General features: G+C 67.8%; 15 protein-coding genes and 1 riboswitch. Of the genes, 10 read left to right on the top strand and 5 right to left on the bottom strand.

The genetic code is table 11. The features are described 5' to 3' along the window. Positions 1 to 6 precede the first annotated feature (6 nt). A complete protein-coding gene (locus G3I56_RS08580) occupies positions 7 to 384 on the bottom strand; it encodes a phage holin family protein (protein ID WP_164408298.1) in 378 nt (125 codons plus the stop codon). Positions 385 to 432: 48 nt separating this feature from the next. On the opposite strand from G3I56_RS08580, the gene G3I56_RS08575 reads away from it, so the two are divergent. The 4 genes from G3I56_RS08575 to G3I56_RS08560 all read left to right on the top strand — a co-directional run bounded on the left by G3I56_RS08575 (position 433) and on the right by G3I56_RS08560 (position 2,820). Then, positions 433 to 750 carry a cupin domain-containing protein gene (locus G3I56_RS08575; RefSeq protein ID WP_164408297.1) on the top strand — a complete coding sequence of 106 codons (318 nt, stop codon included), beginning with the start codon at positions 433 to 435 and terminating at the stop codon, positions 748 to 750. Between the two features lie 173 nt (positions 751 to 923). Then, a complete protein-coding gene (locus G3I56_RS08570) occupies positions 924 to 1,136 on the top strand; it encodes a DUF5326 family protein (RefSeq protein ID WP_006373816.1) in 213 nt (70 codons plus the stop codon). A gap of 237 nt (positions 1,137 to 1,373) precedes the next feature. Continuing rightward, entirely contained in the window at positions 1,374 to 2,282 is a 909-nt protein-coding gene (locus G3I56_RS08565; RefSeq protein ID WP_239134782.1) for an IclR family transcriptional regulator C-terminal domain-containing protein, read from the top strand. Between the two features lie 100 nt (positions 2,283 to 2,382). Beyond that, the gene (locus G3I56_RS08560) at positions 2,383 to 2,820 is read left to right on the top strand and encodes an SsgA family sporulation/cell division regulator (RefSeq protein ID WP_164408296.1); all 438 of its coding nucleotides are present in this window, start codon (positions 2,383 to 2,385) and stop codon (positions 2,818 to 2,820) included. A 130-nt stretch (positions 2,821 to 2,950) separates the two neighbouring features. Here the strand turns inward: G3I56_RS08560 and G3I56_RS08555 are convergent, their stop codons facing one another. Beyond that, entirely contained in the window at positions 2,951 to 4,546 is a 1,596-nt protein-coding gene (locus G3I56_RS08555) for a YibE/F family protein (protein WP_164408510.1), read from the bottom strand. A 407-nt stretch (positions 4,547 to 4,953) separates the two neighbouring features. Then, a riboswitch (TPP riboswitch) is annotated at positions 4,954 to 5,140 on the top strand. On the opposite strand from G3I56_RS08555, the gene thiC reads away from it, so the two are divergent. The 3 genes from thiC to G3I56_RS43670 all read left to right on the top strand — a co-directional run bounded on the left by thiC (position 5,133) and on the right by G3I56_RS43670 (position 9,460). Beyond that, positions 5,133 to 6,953 carry a phosphomethylpyrimidine synthase ThiC gene (gene thiC / locus G3I56_RS08550; protein ID WP_164408295.1) on the top strand — a complete coding sequence of 607 codons (1,821 nt, stop codon included), beginning with the start codon at positions 5,133 to 5,135 and terminating at the stop codon, positions 6,951 to 6,953. It overlaps the preceding riboswitch by 8 nt. A gap of 96 nt (positions 6,954 to 7,049) precedes the next feature. Further along, the gene (locus G3I56_RS08545) at positions 7,050 to 8,432 is read left to right on the top strand and encodes a VWA domain-containing protein (RefSeq protein WP_164408294.1); all 1,383 of its coding nucleotides are present in this window, start codon (positions 7,050 to 7,052) and stop codon (positions 8,430 to 8,432) included. A gap of 503 nt (positions 8,433 to 8,935) precedes the next feature. Beyond that, complete coding sequence (locus G3I56_RS43670; RefSeq protein WP_239134781.1) at positions 8,936 to 9,460, top strand: hypothetical protein; 525 nt, start codon at positions 8,936 to 8,938, stop codon at positions 9,458 to 9,460. 46 nt (positions 9,461 to 9,506) lie between these two features. On the opposite strand, the gene G3I56_RS08535 is transcribed toward G3I56_RS43670, so the two are convergent. The 3 genes from G3I56_RS08535 to G3I56_RS08525 all read right to left on the bottom strand — a co-directional run bounded on the left by G3I56_RS08535 (position 9,507) and on the right by G3I56_RS08525 (position 13,232). Next, positions 9,507 to 10,379 (bottom strand): hypothetical protein, encoded by an 873-nt coding sequence (locus G3I56_RS08535; protein ID WP_164408293.1) that lies wholly within the window; start codon positions 10,377 to 10,379, stop codon positions 9,507 to 9,509. Positions 10,380 to 10,584: 205 nt separating this feature from the next. Next, entirely contained in the window at positions 10,585 to 11,703 is a 1,119-nt protein-coding gene (locus G3I56_RS08530) for a metallophosphoesterase (protein ID WP_164408292.1), read from the bottom strand. 416 nt (positions 11,704 to 12,119) lie between these two features. Beyond that, complete coding sequence (locus G3I56_RS08525) at positions 12,120 to 13,232, bottom strand: LacI family DNA-binding transcriptional regulator (protein WP_164408291.1); 1,113 nt, start codon at positions 13,230 to 13,232, stop codon at positions 12,120 to 12,122. Between the two features lie 463 nt (positions 13,233 to 13,695). Between G3I56_RS08525 and hisC the strand changes: the two genes are divergently transcribed. From hisC to cydB, 3 genes are all read left to right on the top strand, one after another. Continuing rightward, on the top strand, positions 13,696 to 14,775 hold the full coding sequence (hisC, locus tag G3I56_RS08520) for a histidinol-phosphate transaminase (RefSeq protein ID WP_164408290.1): 1,080 nt from the start codon (positions 13,696 to 13,698) through the stop codon (positions 14,773 to 14,775). 247 nt (positions 14,776 to 15,022) lie between these two features. After that, the gene (locus G3I56_RS08515; RefSeq protein ID WP_164408289.1) at positions 15,023 to 16,531 is read left to right on the top strand and encodes a cytochrome ubiquinol oxidase subunit I; all 1,509 of its coding nucleotides are present in this window, start codon (positions 15,023 to 15,025) and stop codon (positions 16,529 to 16,531) included. A gap of 21 nt (positions 16,532 to 16,552) precedes the next feature. Continuing rightward, on the top strand, positions 16,553 to 17,557 hold the full coding sequence (gene cydB, locus G3I56_RS08510) for a cytochrome d ubiquinol oxidase subunit II (RefSeq protein WP_164408288.1): 1,005 nt from the start codon (positions 16,553 to 16,555) through the stop codon (positions 17,555 to 17,557). Positions 17,558 to 17,655: the final 98 nt, after the last annotated feature.

The raw sequence follows: 17,655 nt of genomic DNA, 5'->3' as shown, positions 1-17,655 counted from the left end.
GCGTCCTCAGTCCTCGTCGGGAAGGACGATGTGCAGCGCCCAGGAGACGACCGAGATGATCAGGCCGCCCAGGACGGCCGTCCAGAAGCCCTCGACGTGGAAGCTCAGGTCGAACTTGTCGGCCAGCCACGAGGTGAGCAGCAGCATCAGGGCGTTGACCACGAGGGTGATCAGGCCGAGCGTGAGGAGGAACAGCGGGAAGGTGAGCACCTGCACGAGTGGCTTGACCAGAAAGTTCACCAGACCGAACAGGAGGGCGACGACGATCAGCGTGCCGATCTTCTTGCCCGTGCTGTCACCGGTCAGGGTGATCTTGTCGAGGACCCACACGGCCACGCCGAGGGCACCCGCGTTGGCGAGTGTCTTGACTACGAAATTCTTCATGTGTCTGATCGTGGCAGAAGAGATCGGTTACGAGCGTGGGCGAGGGCGATGAAGGCATTCCGGTTGGATGAACTGGAGGCGGAACGTGCCGCCAACGACGGTGCCTACCTGCAGTTCCTGCGCGAACGGAACATGTCGGTCGGCCTGTACGCACTGGACGCGGGCGAGCAGGACCCGCAGCAGCCTCATCGTCAGGACGAGGTGTACTTCGTGGTGAGCGGGCGGGCCGCGATCACGGTCGGCATGGAGACGACCCAGGTGGCACGCGGCAGCGTCGTGTACGTGCCGGCCGGGGTGGCCCACAAGTTCCACCACATCAGCGAGGATCTGCGGGTCATGGTGGTCTTCTCTCCGCCTGAGAGCTGACCCGCTGCCTCAGGGTTCCCTAGGGGATGGATCAGGGGAGGACAAGGGATGCGAGGCCCCCGCCGGGCCTCCTGTCGGCCCTAGCATCGAAGGCGGAACATCGAATGTCCCGGCACGAGCGAAGGGCACAGGCCCCGGCGGATGCGACGGGCCGAGAAGTAAGGAAAAGGGCGATGCGAGAGATCTTCGCGGGAATGCCGTGGTGGGTGAAGTGGGTCGCGGTGCCGGTCATCGCCCTCGTCGTGTTCGGTGGGCTGATAGCGACCGTCGTCGGGTTCGTCATCGGCCTGCTCTTCAAGGCGCTGGTCTTCGTCGCCCTGGTCGGCGGACTCATCTACGTCGTACGGAAGTTCATGTCGAGTTCGTCGTCGCGCAGCGACTGGTGAGAGCTGTGGGGCGAGGGGGGCACGGGAGCCGGTGGGCGCGACGGCGCGGGCGCCGGTAACAGAAAACACCGGTTCCCTCGGGCGGGGGAAGTTTCCCGTACGGGCCGTCTGCACGCGGTGACAGGCGGTTAGAGTCCGGAATTCGACGCGGGGACAACCCTCGCGGACGGCGTACCCCCTCCTCCCGTGCGCTTCCGTACGGGCAGCCCTCCCTCGCCCTCGAGAGTGACCCTCGCCATGGTCGACACCGCACCAGCGGAACCACAGGCTCCACCCGTACAGCGCCGGCCCGAACAGCGGACCGCGCCCTCCCCGAGGAATCGCGACCGACTCACCGAGAGATCCGTGTCGGCCCCCGTGCCCGCCCTCGTCACCGTGCCGCCCGGCGAATCGCATCCGACGGCGACCCTCATCGGCTCCGTACAACGAGCGATGCGTCTGCTGGAATCCGTCGCCGCGCACGAGCACGGCGCACCGGCCAAGCAACTGGCCCGCGAGACCGGCCTCGCCCTCCCGACCGCCTACCACCTGCTGCGGACGCTCGTCTTCGAGGGCTATCTGCGGCGCGAGAAAGGGCTGTTCTTCCTCGGTGAGGCGGCCGAGCGGCTGGGCAGCAGCGGTGCGAGGCAGAAACGTCGCAGCACGGTGGTGGACGCGCTCGCGCACTGGCGGGACGCGATTGGCGTGCCCGTGTACTACGCGGTGTACCGCGACGGTGAGATCGAGGTCATGTGCGTCTCCGACACCCCCGGCAACCCGGCGGTCGAGGAGTGGGCGGACTTCCGGGAGACCGGCCACGCGCACGCCATCGGACAGTGCCTGCTCTCCCAGTTGGACGAGCAGTGCCGCCGGGACCACCTCGACCGGCACCCCGTACAGGCTGTCACCCCCTACACGGTGCGTGACAGCCACACACTGCTGCGCCGTCTTGACCGGATGCGGCGGATGGAACTGGTCGTGGAGCGGCAGGAGTACGCGCTGGGGACGGTCTGTGCGGCGGTTCCGATCACCATCGGCTCCACCGCTGCCACATTGGCCATTTCTCTCCCTTCTCATCAGGCCGATCGACTGCTAGTTGCAGCACAGCAGTTGCAGGCAGAGGTCGGAAGACTGCTGGGGTCCCTCGCGATCTCTATCAGTATCTGAAAACTCACTCCTTGTGATTCACCGTGTACTTTCAGCAAGATTCGAGCAGTATCAGAGCGATGATTACAGGCCAGTCCACGGCAACTGACGGGGTTAGGCGATGCGCGAGTCGGTGCAGGCAGAAGTCATGATGAGCTTTCTTGTCTCGGAGGAGCTCTCCTTCCGCATTCCGGTGGAGCTGCGCTACGAGACCCGTGATCCGTATGCCGTCCGGCTGACCTTCCATCTTCCCGGCGACGCACCGGTGACCTGGGCCTTCGGACGCGAGCTGCTGATCGACGGCGTGGGACGGCCCTGCGGGGACGGGGATGTGCGGATCTCGCCCGCCGACAGCGATGTCCTGGGCGAGGTGCTGATCCGGCTGCAGGTCGGCGCCGATCAGGCGCTGTTCCGCTCCGGTGCGGCGCCGCTGGTGGCCTTCCTCGACCGCACGGACAAGCTCGTGCCGCTGGGGCAGGAGCGTTCCCTCGCCGACTTCGACGCTCACCTCGATGAGGCGCTGGACCGCATTCTGGCGGAGGAACAGAGCGCGGGGTGAGCGGAATCATGCCGGAGCTCCCGACAGTGCTGTAACGCTTCTCCTCGGCGTGAGGAGAAGCCTTACAGCCGTACTTCGCGCGCAGCCCTGCTTCGCCGCAAGCGCTGACGGAGCCAGTGCCCAGCCTCCGTCAGTGCTTGCGGCGACGGCCCTTCCCGGCACGGGCCGGGGCTGCCTGGGTCGCCGCCTCCGCCCCTGTCCCTGCTGCCGCAGTGCCTGTTCCCGGTCCAGCCCCCGCTGCCGCTCCTGCGGCCGGCGGTGCCGTGCCCGGGCGGTCGGCCGAGACCATCAGAGCGGCCAGGAGCGTGGTCACCGGCACGGACGCGACCAGACCGATCGAGCCCACCAGGGTCCGCAGGATCTCCTCCGCGACGAGTTCACTGTTGGCGACGGCCCCGACGCTGCTCTGCGCGATCGAGAAGAGCAGCAGTAGCGGCAACGCGGCGCCCGCGTAGGCGAGGACGAGAGTGTTGACGACGGACGCGATGTGGTCGCGGCCGATGCGGATGCCGGCCCGGTACAGCCCGCGCCATCCCATCGTCGGATTCGCCTCGTGGAGTTCCCAGACCGCCGATGTCTGCGTCACCGTCACATCGTCCAGGACGCCGAGCGAACCGATGATGACGCCCGCGAGCAGCAGACCACTCATGTCGATGGACGGATACAGGCCATGAATCAGGCCCGTGCTGTCGTCGGTGTTGCCGGTCAGTGCGGCCCAGCCGATGAACAGCGAGCCGAGGATGCCGATCAGCACCAACGAGATCAGGGTGCCGAGCACCGCCACGGACGTACGGGCCGAGAGGCCGTGGCACATGTAGAGCGCGATCAGCATGATGGCGCTGGCCCCGACCACCGCCACGACCAGCGGATTCGAGCCCTGGAGGACCGCCGGCAGGATGAAGAAGGTCAGGATCATGAAGCTGACGGCCAGTGCGATCAGCGCCATCACACCGCGCATGCGTCCGACGACCACGACGGCGAGTGCGAAGATGCCGGCCAGCAGGGCCATGGGGAACCTGCGGTTGACGTCGGCGACCGAGTACTGCAGGTCCTTCGGTGCCGAGGGCTCGTAGGCCACGACGACCTTCTCGTCCTGGTGCAACTGCCGTGACTGGTCCGGCTGGACGATCTCCGTGAACGTACGGCCCTTGTCGTCACCGGTGTCGACCCGGATCGTCGCCCGCTTGCAGTCGCCGGTCGCCTGTTGCTGTGCCGAGGAACCCTCGGCGGTGGACGTGTCGCCGGTCGGGGTCTCCCCCGAGGCGTTGACGGACTTGCAGTCCACCGCGACGACCTTGGTGACTGTGGCCTCCTGGGTCTGCCGGTCGAAGCCGACGCCGGTGCGCTGGTGCGCCGGGGCGCCTCCGGGCCACAGCACCGCGAGCCCGACCACGACCGCAACGGCGAAGGGGATCAGAATCGCCCCGATGATCTTCCGCAGGTGGACGGAGACAGGGGCCGCCGGGCCATGGCTGTGACTGTGGCCGTGCGAGTGACCGCTGTGGTCATCGGGTCCGTGGGCGTCATCGGGCCCAGGTCCGTGTCCGCCCCCCTGCCCGCCCCCCGGTCCGGGGCCATGCCCGCCACTGCCACCGGGACCGCCGCGAGACCTCCCACCGGGTCCGTTTCCGTGCCCAGGGCCCGTGCCGTGCCCCGGACCGGAGCCGTGATCGTGCCCGCCGCCCGCTCCGGGGCCGGGACCCCGCCCGCCTTCGGATACGGGAATCGGGCCGAACTGGCCGGTCCCGGGCCCCTCGGCACCGAACCCAGGGTCTTGGCCGCCCGGGCCTGTTCGCCCGCCCTGACCGACCCCCGGCCCATAGCTGCGCTCGACCCTCTGACCGGGTCCGTATCCGGGACCGTCACTCGGTCCGGTTGCTCCGCCGGCGCCTCCCGTTCTGGCTCCGAGCACACCGCCGGGTCCACCGGGACCGCCAGGGCCGTCGCCCAGCCGGAACCTGCGCTGCGGGCCGGTGCTGTCGCCGGTTCCGCTGCCCGGCCCGGTACCGCTTCCGCGCGGTGGCTCGGAGGACGGGTATGGGGGTCCTTGCGTCGTGGTCACCGCCCGATCATCGCAAGAACGTCAGGGGCCCTCTGTTCACCTCGCCCAAATTGACGCTAGCGTGGAGGCACCTTTGCACACGCGGGAGCTCGGAGCACCGGGCTGAGAGGGCGCTGACCTCCGTCTTAGCGATGTTTCACGTGGAACATGTGGAACGAGTGATGTTTCACATGAAACATCGACAGACGGAATCCGCTGCGTCGACCGCTGAACCTGTTACCGGGTAATGCCGGCGTAGGGAGTAGGTCTCATGACCAACAAGGACACACGCACGCCTGCCTCCAACCAGGACGAACAGCCCATCCAGGGCGACCGGTCCCAGGAGGCCGGGAAGTCCGTCGGCTGGCACAAGGGGTATGTCGGCGGCTCACGCCCCGACCTGCGAGTGCCGGTCCGTCAGGTGCACCTCACCAACGGGAAGTCGGTCACCCTCTACGACACATCGGGTCCGTACACCGATCCGCAGACCGACACCGACGTCCGCAGGGGGCTCGCGCCGCTGCGTGACAACTGGATCATCGCCCGAGGCGACACCGAGGAGTATGCGGGCCGCCCCATCCGTCCGGAGGACGACGGGATCAAGCACACCTCGCCGCGCGGCGGGCTCAGGAACCTCGACGCGGTGTTCCCGGGGAGGCCCCGGCAGCCACGCCGGAGCCGGAACGGGCAGGCGGTGACGCAACTCGCGTACGCCCGCCGCGGGGAGATCACGCCCGAGATGGAGTTCGTCGCCATCCGGGAGCATGTGGACGCCGAGGTGGTCCGTGAGGAGATCGCCGCCGGACGTGCGGTACTGCCCGCGAACGTCAACCACCCGGAGATCGAGCCGATGATCATCGGCAAGCGGTTCCTGGTGAAGGTCAACGCCAACATCGGCAACTCCGCGGTCACTTCCTCCATCGAGGAAGAGGTCGAGAAGATGACCTGGGCGACGCGGTGGGGCGCCGACACGGTCATGGACCTGTCCACCGGCCGCAATATCCACACCACCCGTGAATGGGTCCTGCGCAACTCCCCCGTTCCCATCGGCACGGTGCCGCTCTACCAGGCGTTGGAGAAGGTGGACGGCAGGGCCGAGGAACTGACCTGGGAGATCTACAAGGACACGGTCCTCGAACAGGCCGAGCAGGGCGTGGACTACATGACGGTGCACGCGGGCGTCCGCCTCGCGTACGTACCGCTCACCGCGAACCGCAAGACCGGCATCGTCTCGCGCGGTGGATCGATCATGGCGGCATGGTGCCTGGCGCACCACAAGGAGTCTTTCCTGTACGAGAACTTCGAAGAACTGTGCGAGATTCTCGCCGCATACGACGTCACCTACTCCCTCGGTGACGGTCTGCGGCCCGGATCGATCGCGGACGCCAATGACCAGGCACAGTTCGCGGAGCTGCGGACGCTCGGGGAACTCAACAAGATCGCGAAGCGTTTCCATGTACAGACGATGATCGAAGGCCCGGGACATGTTCCGATGCACAAGATCAAGGAGAACATCGACCTGCAGCAGGAGATCTGTGATGAAGCTCCGTTCTATACGCTCGGCCCGCTGACGACGGACGTCGCGCCGGCGTACGACCACATCACTTCCGGCATCGGTGCCGCGATGATCGCCTGGTGGGGCACGGCCATGCTCTGCTACGTCACACCCAAGGAGCACTTGGGTCTGCCCAATCGTGACGACGTCAAGACCGGCGTCATCACCTACAAGATCGCCGCCCACGCAGCCGACCTCGCCAAGGGGCACCCAGGTGCGCAGGACTGGGATGACGCGCTCTCCGACGCCCGCTTCGAGTTCCGGTGGGAGGACCAGTTCAACCTGGCTCTCGACCCGGACACGGCGCGGGAGTTCCACGACGAGACCCTGCCGGCCGAGCCCGCCAAGACGGCCCACTTCTGCTCGATGTGCGGGCCGAAGTTCTGCTCGATGAAGATCAGCCAGAGCATCACGGAGCGGTTCGGCGGTACGGCGGCTGCGGGAGCGACGGCCGAGGAGGTCGCCGAGGGGATGCTCCAGAAGTCGAAGGAGTTCGCGGCGAGTGGAAACCGGGTCTACCTCCCGCTCGCGGAATGAGAACCGGGGAGCGATGCCCCGGCGCTCACGGGCATCGCTCCCCTCGGGACCACGGCAAGGCTGCCCTCCTGCTCCCCAGGCGGGCAGACTGCCCCCATGACAGCGAGAGCACTGAGCAAGGGCGCGAACCTTCCCGTCGATTCTCCTGCGGTACGCGTCGAGTTCGTCTGGCAGGAAAAGCCTGACGTGCCCGACGTCGATGCCTCGGCCTTGCTGCTCACCGGTGCCGGACGCGTGCGCGACGACGGTGACTTCGTCTTCTACAACCAGCCGCACCATGCGTCGAACGCGGTCACCCACCTGGGAAAGCAGAATGTCGGCGGTGTCCTCACCGACACGGTCGAGGTGGATCTGCGCTTGCTCGACCCCGCCGTCGAGCGGGTCGTGCTGTGCGCTTCGGCCGACGGGGGAACGTTCGGGCAGGTGCCCGGGCTGACTCTGCAGCTACTGGACGCCGGGACGCGGACCGAGATCGCACGGTTTCCCATGGAGGCCGGGCCGGAGACCGCGTTCATCGGTGGCGAACTGTATCTACGGGCAGGGCAGTGGAAGTTCCGCGCAATCGGTCAGGGCTATGCCTCCGGGCTCGCCGGGCTGGCCACCGACTTCGGCATCACCGTTGACGATGCGCCCTCGGATCCGTCCGCGTTCCCGGCGACACCGGTTCCGGCATCGCCGGCCCCGGCCCCGGCCGCAGAATCTGCCGGCCCGCGCCTCCGTAAGGGCGAAGAGCAGTTGCCCGTAGACATGCGCAAGCGGCTGTCTCTGCGCAAGGAACAGGTGGCGGTCAGTCTGAGGAAGCATGGAGCAACCGGGGTGACCGCGCGCGTCATCCTGGTCCTCGACGCCTCCGGATCCATGTCCTTTCTCTACTCCAAGGGCGTCGTCGCCGATGTCGTGGAGCGTATGGCAGCGGTTGCCGCGCAGCTGGACGACGACGGTGACATGCAGGCCTGGACGTTCGCTTCGAACGCGGCACGCCTCCCTGATCTGCGACTCGGGGATCTTCCGGAATGGCTGCGACTGCACGTCCGGGTGGGACAGATCAGCCTCTTCCGTCGCAGCAAGAAGCCCGCCAGGGGCCTGGAATCCGGTCAGGTCGACATGCGGACGGTCGGCATCCAGAACGAAGAACAGAAGGCGATCGCTCAAGTTCGTACGTATGTCCGGGAAAATCCCGCTGCCGCCCCCACCCTGGTGCTGTTCTTCTCCGATGGGGGCGTCTATCGCGACGCCGTGATCGAGCGAGAGCTGCGGGAAGCCGTCGAGGAACCGATCTTCTGGCAGTTCGTGGGGCTGGGACGGGCCAACTACGGAGTGCTGGAACGCTTCGACACCCTGCCCGGCCGGCGCGTGGACAACGTCGGATTCTTCGCCGTGGACGACGTCAGCACCGTCCCTGACCAGGAGCTGTACGACCGGCTCCTCTCCGAGTTCCCGACCTGGATCACTGCCGCCGGCCAGGCGGGCATCATGTGATCCGATTTTCCCGGGACGAGCGGTAACGGCAGGGACAAGAACCTCCGTTCCTTGATCGTTCTGTCTAACTCCGTGCCATGGGCGGGGCAGACGTTCTCCCTCGGGCCGCTGCACACCTCCGCGCTGATCGCCGAAGGGGGACGGTGATGTGGCGATCGCCCCCGAGGACGTGCACGTGCATGTGCTCGACAAGGAGGTCACGCTCCCCGCGGAGATGGCCGGCTGGCGGGACGAGATCGAGGTGGAGAACGAGCGGCTGCGGGCGGAGGGGCGGACACCTGTGTGGAACGGCCCCCGCTACACGTCGAGTCGTTCGACATCTCCCGCACGCCCCTGGCCGAGCATCCGGAGGTCCACATACGCCTGCGTCCCACCGCTCCTACACGTTCCTCGCCACCCAGCAGCTCGACCGCCGGCTGCCGGACGGCACGACACCTCGCAGCCGCCACCTCGACCCGGACGATCCACTGGTCGCGCCCGCGTTCCTCCAGTGCGGCGTCGGGATGAACATCGCTGTGGTGACGGCCGACGACATGCTGGTCGTCAGCCGGCGCAGCAACCGGGTCCGGACGGGCCAGGGGTTGTGGAACTCGTCCGTCAACGAAGGGATGTCACGCCACGTCGACTCCGCCGGCCGAAGCGCGCCGGAGCTGCACGCGGTGGCCCGCCGCGGTATGCGCGAGGAGCTCTCGCCGGAGCCCCACGAGTACTCCCTCGTGCTGCCGGCCTTCGTCGTCGACGTGGAACGGCGGCAGTGGAGTGCGCACTTCCACGCCCGGCTCAAGGACATCACCCGCGAGGGTCTGCAGGCTCGGATGAGCCGAGGTGCGGCCGACCGCCGGGAGCACCGGACGATCGACTATGTGCCGTTCCGGTCGGCCGACGTCGTCCGGTACATGCTGCACGCCGACCGGATCCACCGGTGGGCACCGGTCGCCCCGGCCCTGTACCACCTGGCCCTGGTCCATGTGCATGGCCGTACGCCGGTGGAGCGTGTGGAAGCCCAGGTGGTCAGGCGGCTCCAGTAGCCGCCCGCTCCACCTGAGTCATGGGCCCCGCGTCCGGACCGGCCGGTCACTCCGGCGGGTGGTCCGGGCCTCCGAAGTCCGGGCTGCTGAAGTCCGGGCTCGAGAAGCTGGGGCGGTGGCCCGTCGTCGCGCCGTCATCGGGACTGCTGAAGCCGGGTCGGTTGTAGCCGAGTCGGGGCATGCGACTGGTGGTGGGTTCCGGGGCCGGTTTGCGGTTCATGGCCGCCGTACCGGGATCGGCAAGGGCGTCGCGGAGGAACGGCATGATGCCGCGCTCCAGCAGGGCCTCGCGCCAGGCGTCCCTGGCCTGCGCGACCTCCCCGGTCAGTTCGCCGTACGCCCCGGTCTCCTCCGCATCCGGGCTGTTGCGCAGGGCGGTGAGGAGCAGGCCGACCGCAGCGACGAGTATCGCTGCCGCGGTCACCGCACCGAACACCCATCCGGTGGTGAGCATGGTCCGGGCGAACGCCGGCTCGGGGTCGAGCATCTTGAGGATGTAGCCCACGAGCAGGAAGATCGCCGCGGCCGTGCCCGCGAGGACGGGAGCCAGGACCGCGACGACGGCGACGGCGCCCGCCCCGGCGGTCTCGGCGGCGACCTCGCCCAGGCCGGCGAGCCCCATCCCGCCCGTGCCCGGCTCGGTGGAGCCGGATTCGTGGAATGAGGACGGAGCGGCCGGCGCCGGGTGGCGCAGTTCGTCGCGGACCTTCACGTAGTGCTGGTATTCGGCCGCCGCGGCGACCGTGATGAGCGCGGTGGCGTTGAGTGCCATGGTGCGCAGTTGTTCGGGGTTCAGACGCTGACCGGCGGCGGCCAGTTCCGGGCGGTGTGGGGCGGAGCGCAGCGCCTCATCGAGGATCCGCTCGTATTCCTGGCGGTCCTCGTTCAACAGGTGCTGCGGAACGCTGTTCATGTGCATCCCCCGATGCTCCGTAGGGCTTGGGGCTCGGCATGCTGACGAGCCGTCGGGCAGAAACGGAGGGGAGCCTGCTACGGATAAGCCGATGGTAGAGCGGCGACGGCGCGCGGTGACAGGGGGTTTGAAGAATTCGCCGTGCGACTGTCCCCCGTCCGACGCGGTTCACAGTCGGAGGACGCCTGCCCGGGAAACGCGCGGATATCCGTCAGAGTTCCAGTGGAAGTTCCTGGACCAGCAGTTTTCCGGCCATGGTCACGCCGCCGTCCATCGCGATGGCCAGTCCGTCGGCGTAGACATGCGGATGTTCGATGTTCGGCCGGGAGTTGTCCTCGCCGTCGTCCTCGGTGCCCACGTCGCCCACCAGATACGGGATGGGGCTGTGGCCGTGAACGATGCGGCTGCCGCCGTACGTGTCGAGGAGGGAGCGTACGGCCTCGGCACCGCCCTCGTCGCGGAAGGAGAAGCGCTTGGTGAACTTGCGGAACAGATCCCACACCTCGTCCGCGTCGTTGCGCGTGATCGTCTCGCGGACGGTGTCGTTGACCGCCTCGATCGAGTCGCCGTAGTCGAGGTAGGCGGTGGTGTCCGAGTGCACGAGCAGGTGGCCGTCGACCTCCTCGATCGCGTCGAGGCGGGCCATCCACTGGAGGTGGTGGTCCTGGAGCCGGTCCATGTCGGTCTTCTGGCCGCCGTTCAGCAACCAGGCCGCCTGGAAGGTGGCCGTGCCCGCGCCCGAGTTGACGGGGGTGTCGCCGAACCTCTTGGCGCCCAGCAGCAGCAGCTCGTGGTTGCCCATGAGGGCCTTGCAGTAGCCGCCGGCCGCGGCTGCCTCGGCGGACAGCCGCATGACCAGGTCGATGACGCCGATGCCGTCCGGGCCGCGGTCGGTGAAGTCACCGAGGAACCAGAGCCGGGCGGTGCCCGCGGACCAGTCGCCCGCGCTGTCGATCAGGCCCTGTTCCTGGAGGGCGCCCACCAGTTCGTCGAGGTAGCCGTGGACGTCGCCGACGACGAACAGAGGTCCCGGGCCGTCGGCGGCCAGGGCCTCGGGATCGACGGTCACCTGAAGAGTGTCACCGCGGTTGATGACGGGCAGGTCCCGTTGCGTCGGCGTGTACCCGTCGGGGTATTCCTCCAGGTCGGACAGGGTCTGCGAGCCCTCGGCGGGCTCCTGGACCTCGGTGTCGGCCGCCCCGGCGGTGACGTCCCCGGGGGCCGTGCCGTCGGTGTGCGGACCGGCCTCATGGACGTAAGCGGGCACCCGGAAGTCGCGCAACGTCGCCGTCCGCGTCACCTCGGGTACCTGACCGGCCCCCTGAGTCATCGACCCCTCCACCATCGCGCCGCATCTGCACCGCATCGGACTGCCTGGTCGCAGCGGCCCGCGGTGTCGTGGGCCCATCATAGGAATGCGGATCGCGCCATGTGATGACCCAGGGGTGGTGAATCGGCGAAGGAGCCCGGTTCCGCGCGGCTTTCACCCCGATTCAGAGGGGATTTCCCGTATCGTCCCGCCCCGGACTTGCCCGCTTCGTACCTTGCCCCGAACCTCGGACACCGATGCTTCGTACGATCATGACACCGGCGCCCGTGAACTGACCGGACGCCGGTGTCCCGCGTTTTCCTGAACGGGGCCGGATTCCCGCTTCCCCCTACGGGGCCGACCCCTCGTACGGCCCCGCTCTCCGGGAACCGGCCCCGCACAAGCCCGATTTCCCCGCCCTCACCATCGCCCCCGGATCACCCTTCCTCGGGCGACCTCGGAGGACTGACCGTCGTGCGCGGCGGACGGCGCTGCGAGGACGTCCGCACGATCAGTTCGGTCGGTATCACCTGCTCGAACGGCAGGTCCGAGTCGAGGTTCTCGATCGCGTCGATCAGGAGCTGGACCACCGCCGTGCCGATGCGGCGCGGCTTCAGCGAGAGGGTGGTGATCGGCGGCTCCGTGGTCGCGTACACCGTGGACTCGCTGCAGCAGACCAGCAGGAGGTCCTCCGGGACGCGCAGACCGTAGCGCCGGGCCGCGGCCAGCAGGTCGGTGCCGTTCGGGTCGAAGAGGCCGTAGACGGCGTCCGGACGGTCCGGGCGGGCCAGCAGCCGGTCGGCGGCCACGGCGCCCGCGCACGGGTCGTGGGCCGGGTAGGACTCGTACACCGGGTCCTGGCCGACCCGCTCGCACCAGTTCAGGTACGCCGTGGTCGAGAGATGGGTGTAGGTGTCGGTGGTCGTCCCCGTCAGCAGGCCGATGCGGCGGGCGCCGGCGGCGGCCAGGTGGTCGAGGATGCCCAGGACCGCCGCCTCGTGGTCGTTGTCGACCCACGCGGTGACCGGGAGCGAGCCGGCCGGGCGGCCGTCGGAGACGACGGGCAGCCCCTGCCGGACGAGTTCGGTGACCACCGGGTCCTGGTCGGACGGGTCGATGACGACCGTGCCGTCCAGGGCGACGTTCGACCACACGTCGTGGCGAGAGGTCGCGGGGAGGATGACCAGGGCGTAGCCCCGGGCGAGCGCGGCCGAGGTGGCGGCCCTCGCCATCTCCGCGAAGTACGCGAACTCGGTGAAGGTGAAAGGTTCATCCCCGTATGTCGTCACGGTCAGACCGATCAGCCCGGACTTGCCGGTACGGAGGGTTCGGGCCGCGGCCGACGGGCGGTAGCCCAGCCGGTCCGCGACCTCACGGACATGGCGTCGGGTGACGTCCGGGAGCCTGCCTTTTCCGTTGAGGGCGTCGGAGACGGTCGTGATCGAGACGCCGGCGGCGGCGGCCACGTCTCTGATGCCTGCTCGGCCTGGCCGGCTGGCTCGTCGGGTTGTCTCCGCTCGGCTCACCTGGTGCTTCCCTGCTGCTGTCATGGCGAGCCGATAGTAGGGCTCATGCGGTGGGGTAGTGCGGACGCATATGCAGTCGTTGACAGGCACGTTTCTGCATGGTCAAAAGTTGCCAACTGCCTTAGAAAAGAAGTCAGTTGAACGATATTACTGCCCTACCTGACTTGTCGGCACGCGCAGGCCTGCCAAGTGACCGATGTTTCGAAGAGGTCTCAACTCACCTCTACGGGGGATGCGCGCCACGGCGTGAGCCACCGGCGCGTGCTGAGAAGTGCAGTGCGCCCCCCGATTCGTACAACTTTGTACGGTGATACCCCTGATGCCCATGGGACAGGTGAGGTGGACGCACGGAGCGCGTCGGAGGCACTCGGGCACGACCGACCCGTACGCGGCGGCGCCGAATCCTCATAAGGTGTGAAGCATTGGTACCCGGTAACCGGCAGCGGATGGCCGTGCTGAGCCGGTGGTGGTCACGAGGAGGACTGCGGTGAGCGAGACGAGCCCGAGGCTGCGCGCCGAGCTGGAGGGGATCCCCACCTACAAGCCGGGCAGGCCGGCCGCGGCCGGCGGTCCGGTGGCCTACAAGCTGTCCTCGAACGAGAACCCGTACCCGCCGCTGCCCGGTGTGCTGGAGACCGTGACGGCCGCGGCGGGGGCCTTCAACCGCTACCCGGACATGGCCTGCACGGAGCTCATGAGCGAGCTGGCAGAACGTTTCGCCGTGCCGGTCTCCCATGTCGCCACCGGAACCGGCTCGGTCGGCGTCGCACAGCAGCTGATCCAGTCCACCAGCGGGCCCGGCGACGAGGTGATCTACGCCTGGCGCTCCTTCGAGGCCTATCCGATCATCACGCAGATCAGCGGCGCCACGTCGGTCAAGGTCCCGCTGACGCCCGGGGACGTGCACGACCTGGACGCGATGGCGGACGCGATCACCGACCGGACCCGGCTGATCTTCGTCTGCAACCCCAACAACCCGACGGGGACCGTCGTACGGCGGGCCGAGCTGGAGCGGTTCCTGGACCGGGTGCCCGGTGATGTGCTGGTGGTGCTCGACGAGGCGTACAAGGAGTTCGTCCGCGACATCGAGGTGCCGGACGGGGTCGTGCTCTACCGTGACCGGCCGAACGTCTGTGTGCTGCGGACCTTCTCCAAGGCGTACGGCCTCGCCGGACTCCGGGTGGGGTTCGCGATCGCCCATGAGCCGGTGGCGGCGGCGCTGCGCAAGACGGCGGTGCCGTTCGGGGTGAGCCAGCTCGCCCAGGACGCGGCGGTGGCCTCGCTGCGGGCCGAGGACGCGCTGCTCGGCCGGGTCGGTTCGCTGGTGTCCGAGCGCACGCGGGTGGTCGACGGGCTGCGCGGGCAGGGCTGGACGGTGCCCGAGACCCAGGCGAACTTCGTGTGGCTGCGGCTGGGGGAGCGCACGGTCGACTTCGCGGCGGTGTGCGAGCGGGCCGGGGTGGTCGTCCGGCCGTTCCCGGGCGAGGGGGTCCGGGTGACGGTCGGTGAGACCGAGGCGAACGACGTCTTTCTGAAGGCGGCGGAGGTGTTCCGCAAGGAGCTGTAGTCCGAGCTCCCGAGTCTTGGCACCAGACCCGCCCATGGATGTCCGTACCTCCGCCTGACCGGCCCTTTTCCGTCAAGGGCCGGTCAGGCCTCGTTTAGGGACCCCCCACCCCTCCAAGTTCGAACGAGCATGCGCCATAATTGCTTGTGAATGTGAACGCGTTCACAAGCGCATCCTGTTTGTCCCTCTCGTGAAGCGCGGCAACCGGGACAGACCGTCGCAATGGCCATGCACGTTAGGAGGAGATGTGGACGTCGCTCTGGCGCCCGAGACTCTGGCTCGATGGCAGTTCGGCATCACCACCGTCTACCACTTCCTGTTCGTCCCGCTGACGATCTCCCTCGCCGCGCTCACCGCCGGCCTGCAGACCGCCTGGGTGCGCACGGAGAAGGAGAAGTACCTCAAGGCCACCAAGTTCTGGGGCAAGCTCTTCCTGATCAACATCGCGATGGGTGTGGTCACCGGCATCGTGCAGGAGTTCCAGTTCGGCATGAACTGGTCCGACTACTCGCGCTTCGTCGGCGATGTCTTCGGCGCCCCGCTCGCCTTCGAGGCGCTGATCGCCTTCTTCTTCGAGTCCACCTTCATCGGGCTGTGGATCTTCGGCTGGGACAAGCTGCCGAAGAGGATCCACCTGGCCTGCATCTGGATGGTCTCGATCGGCACGATCCTGTCGGCGTACTTCATCCTGGCGGCCAACTCCTGGATGCAGCACCCCGTCGGCTACCGGATCAACGAGCAGAAGGGCCGCGCCGAGCTCACCGACTTCTGGCTGGTCCTCACCCAGGACACCGCGCTGACCCAGGTCTTCCACACCCTCACCGCGGCCTTCCTCACGGGCGGCGCCTTCATGGTCGGCATCGCCGCCTTCCATCTGACGCGCAAGAAGCACATCGACGTGATGAAGACCTCGCTGCGGCTCGGCCTGGTCACCGTCGTCATCGGCGGCCTGCTCACCGCGGTCAGCGGTGACCTCCTCGGCAAGGTCATGTTCAAGCAGCAGCCGATGAAGATGGCCGCCGCCGAGGCCCTCTGGGACGGCGAGGCGCCCGCGCCCTTCTCCGTCTTCGCCTACGGCGACGTCGAGGCCGGCCACAACAAGGTCGCCATCGAGATCCCCGGCCTGCTGTCCTTCCTCGCCAACGACGACTTCAGCTCCTACGTCCCGGGTATCAACGACGTCAACAAGGCTGAGCAGGAGAAGTTCGGGCCCGGCGACTACCGGCCCAACATCCCGGTCGCTTACTGGGGCTTCCGCTGGATGATCGGCTTCGGCATGACGTCCTTCGCGATCGGGCTCGCCGGACTCTGGCTGACCCGCAAGAAGTTCATGCTGCCGCAGCATCTGCGGGTCGGCGACGACGAGGTGCCGCACCTCTCGCTGCTCCCCGGGAAGGCGCTCGGCCCGACGCTCACCAAGTGGTACTGGCGCATCGCGATCCTCACTCTGGGCTTCCCGCTGATCGCCAGCTCCTGGGGTTGGATCTTCACCGAGATGGGCCGTCAGCCGTGGGTCGTCTACGGCATCTTCCAGACCCGGGACGCGGTCTCCCCCGGGGTCTCGCAGTGGGAGATCCTCACCTCGATGATCGTCTTCACCTCGCTCTACGCGATCCTCGCCGTCATCGAGGTCAAACTCCTCGTGAAGTACGTCAAGGCCGGGCCGCCCGAACTGACCGAGGCCGACCTCAACCCGCCCACGAAGATCGGCGGCGACCCACAGGACGCCGACAAGCCGATGGCCTTCTCCTACTAGGCCCAGGGAGCTGGAATCGCCATGCAACTTCACGACGTCTGGTTCGTTCTCATCGCCGTCCTGTGGACCGGCTACTTCTTCCTGGAGGGCTTCGACTTCGGGGTCGGTGTCCTCACCAAGCTGCTCGCCCGCGACCGGGCCGAGAAGCGGGTCCTCATCAACACCATCGGACCCGTCTGGGACGGCAACGAGGTGTGGCTGCTCTCCGCGGGCGGTGCGACCTTCGCTGCCTTCCCCGAGTGGTACGCCACCCTCTTCTCCGGCTTCTATCTGCCGCTGCTGCTCATCCTGGTGTGCCTGATCGTGCGGGGCGTCGCCTTCGAGTACCGCGTGAAGCGACCCGAGGAGAACTGGCAGCGCAACTGGGAGACCGCGATCTTCTGGACCTCGCTGCTCCCGGCGTTCCTCTGGGGTGTGGCCTTCGCCAACATCGTGCGCGGGGTGAAGATCGACGCGGACTTCGAGTACGTCGGGAATCTCTCCGATCTGCTCAACCCGTACGCCCTGCTCGGCGGCCTGGTCACCCTGTCGCTGTTCACCTTCCACGGCACGGTGTTCGTCGGCCTCAAGACCGTCGGAGACATCAGGGAACGGGCGCGGAAGCTGGCGGTCCGCGTCGGGCTGGTGACAGCCGTCGTCGCGCTCGTGTTCCTGAGCTGGACCCAGGCCGACAAGGGCGACAGTGGCTCGCTGGTCGCGGCGGTCGTGGCCGTGCTCGCGCTCGTCGCCGCACTGGGGGCGGCGCGGAAGGGGCGTGAGGGCTGGGCGTTCGCGTTCTCCGGGGTCACCATTGTGGCCGCCGTCGCGATGCTCTTCCTGACGCTCTTCCCGAACGTCATGCCGTCCTCGCTCAACCCGGACTGGAACCTCACGGTCACCAATGCCTCGTCGAGCCCGTACACGCTGAAGATCATGACGTGGTGTGCGGGGATCGCCACCCCCATGGTCCTGCTCTACCAGGGCTGGACGTACTGGGTGTTCCGCAAGCGGATCGGCACGCAGCATCTCGCCGAGGCCTCGCACTGAGTCGTCCTTGTCCGCGCTGTCGCTGTCTGCGTCATCTCTGTCTGTGGGAGGTGGTTTCGCGATGTTTCACGTGAAACATCGCGAAACCACCTCGCTGG

Source organism: Streptomyces sp. SID12488 (assembly GCF_010548275.1).
GTDB lineage: Bacteria > Actinomycetota > Actinomycetes > Streptomycetales > Streptomycetaceae > Streptomyces.
Note: the sequence above shows the minus strand (reverse complement) of the source record. Positions and strands in the feature narration are given on the sequence as shown.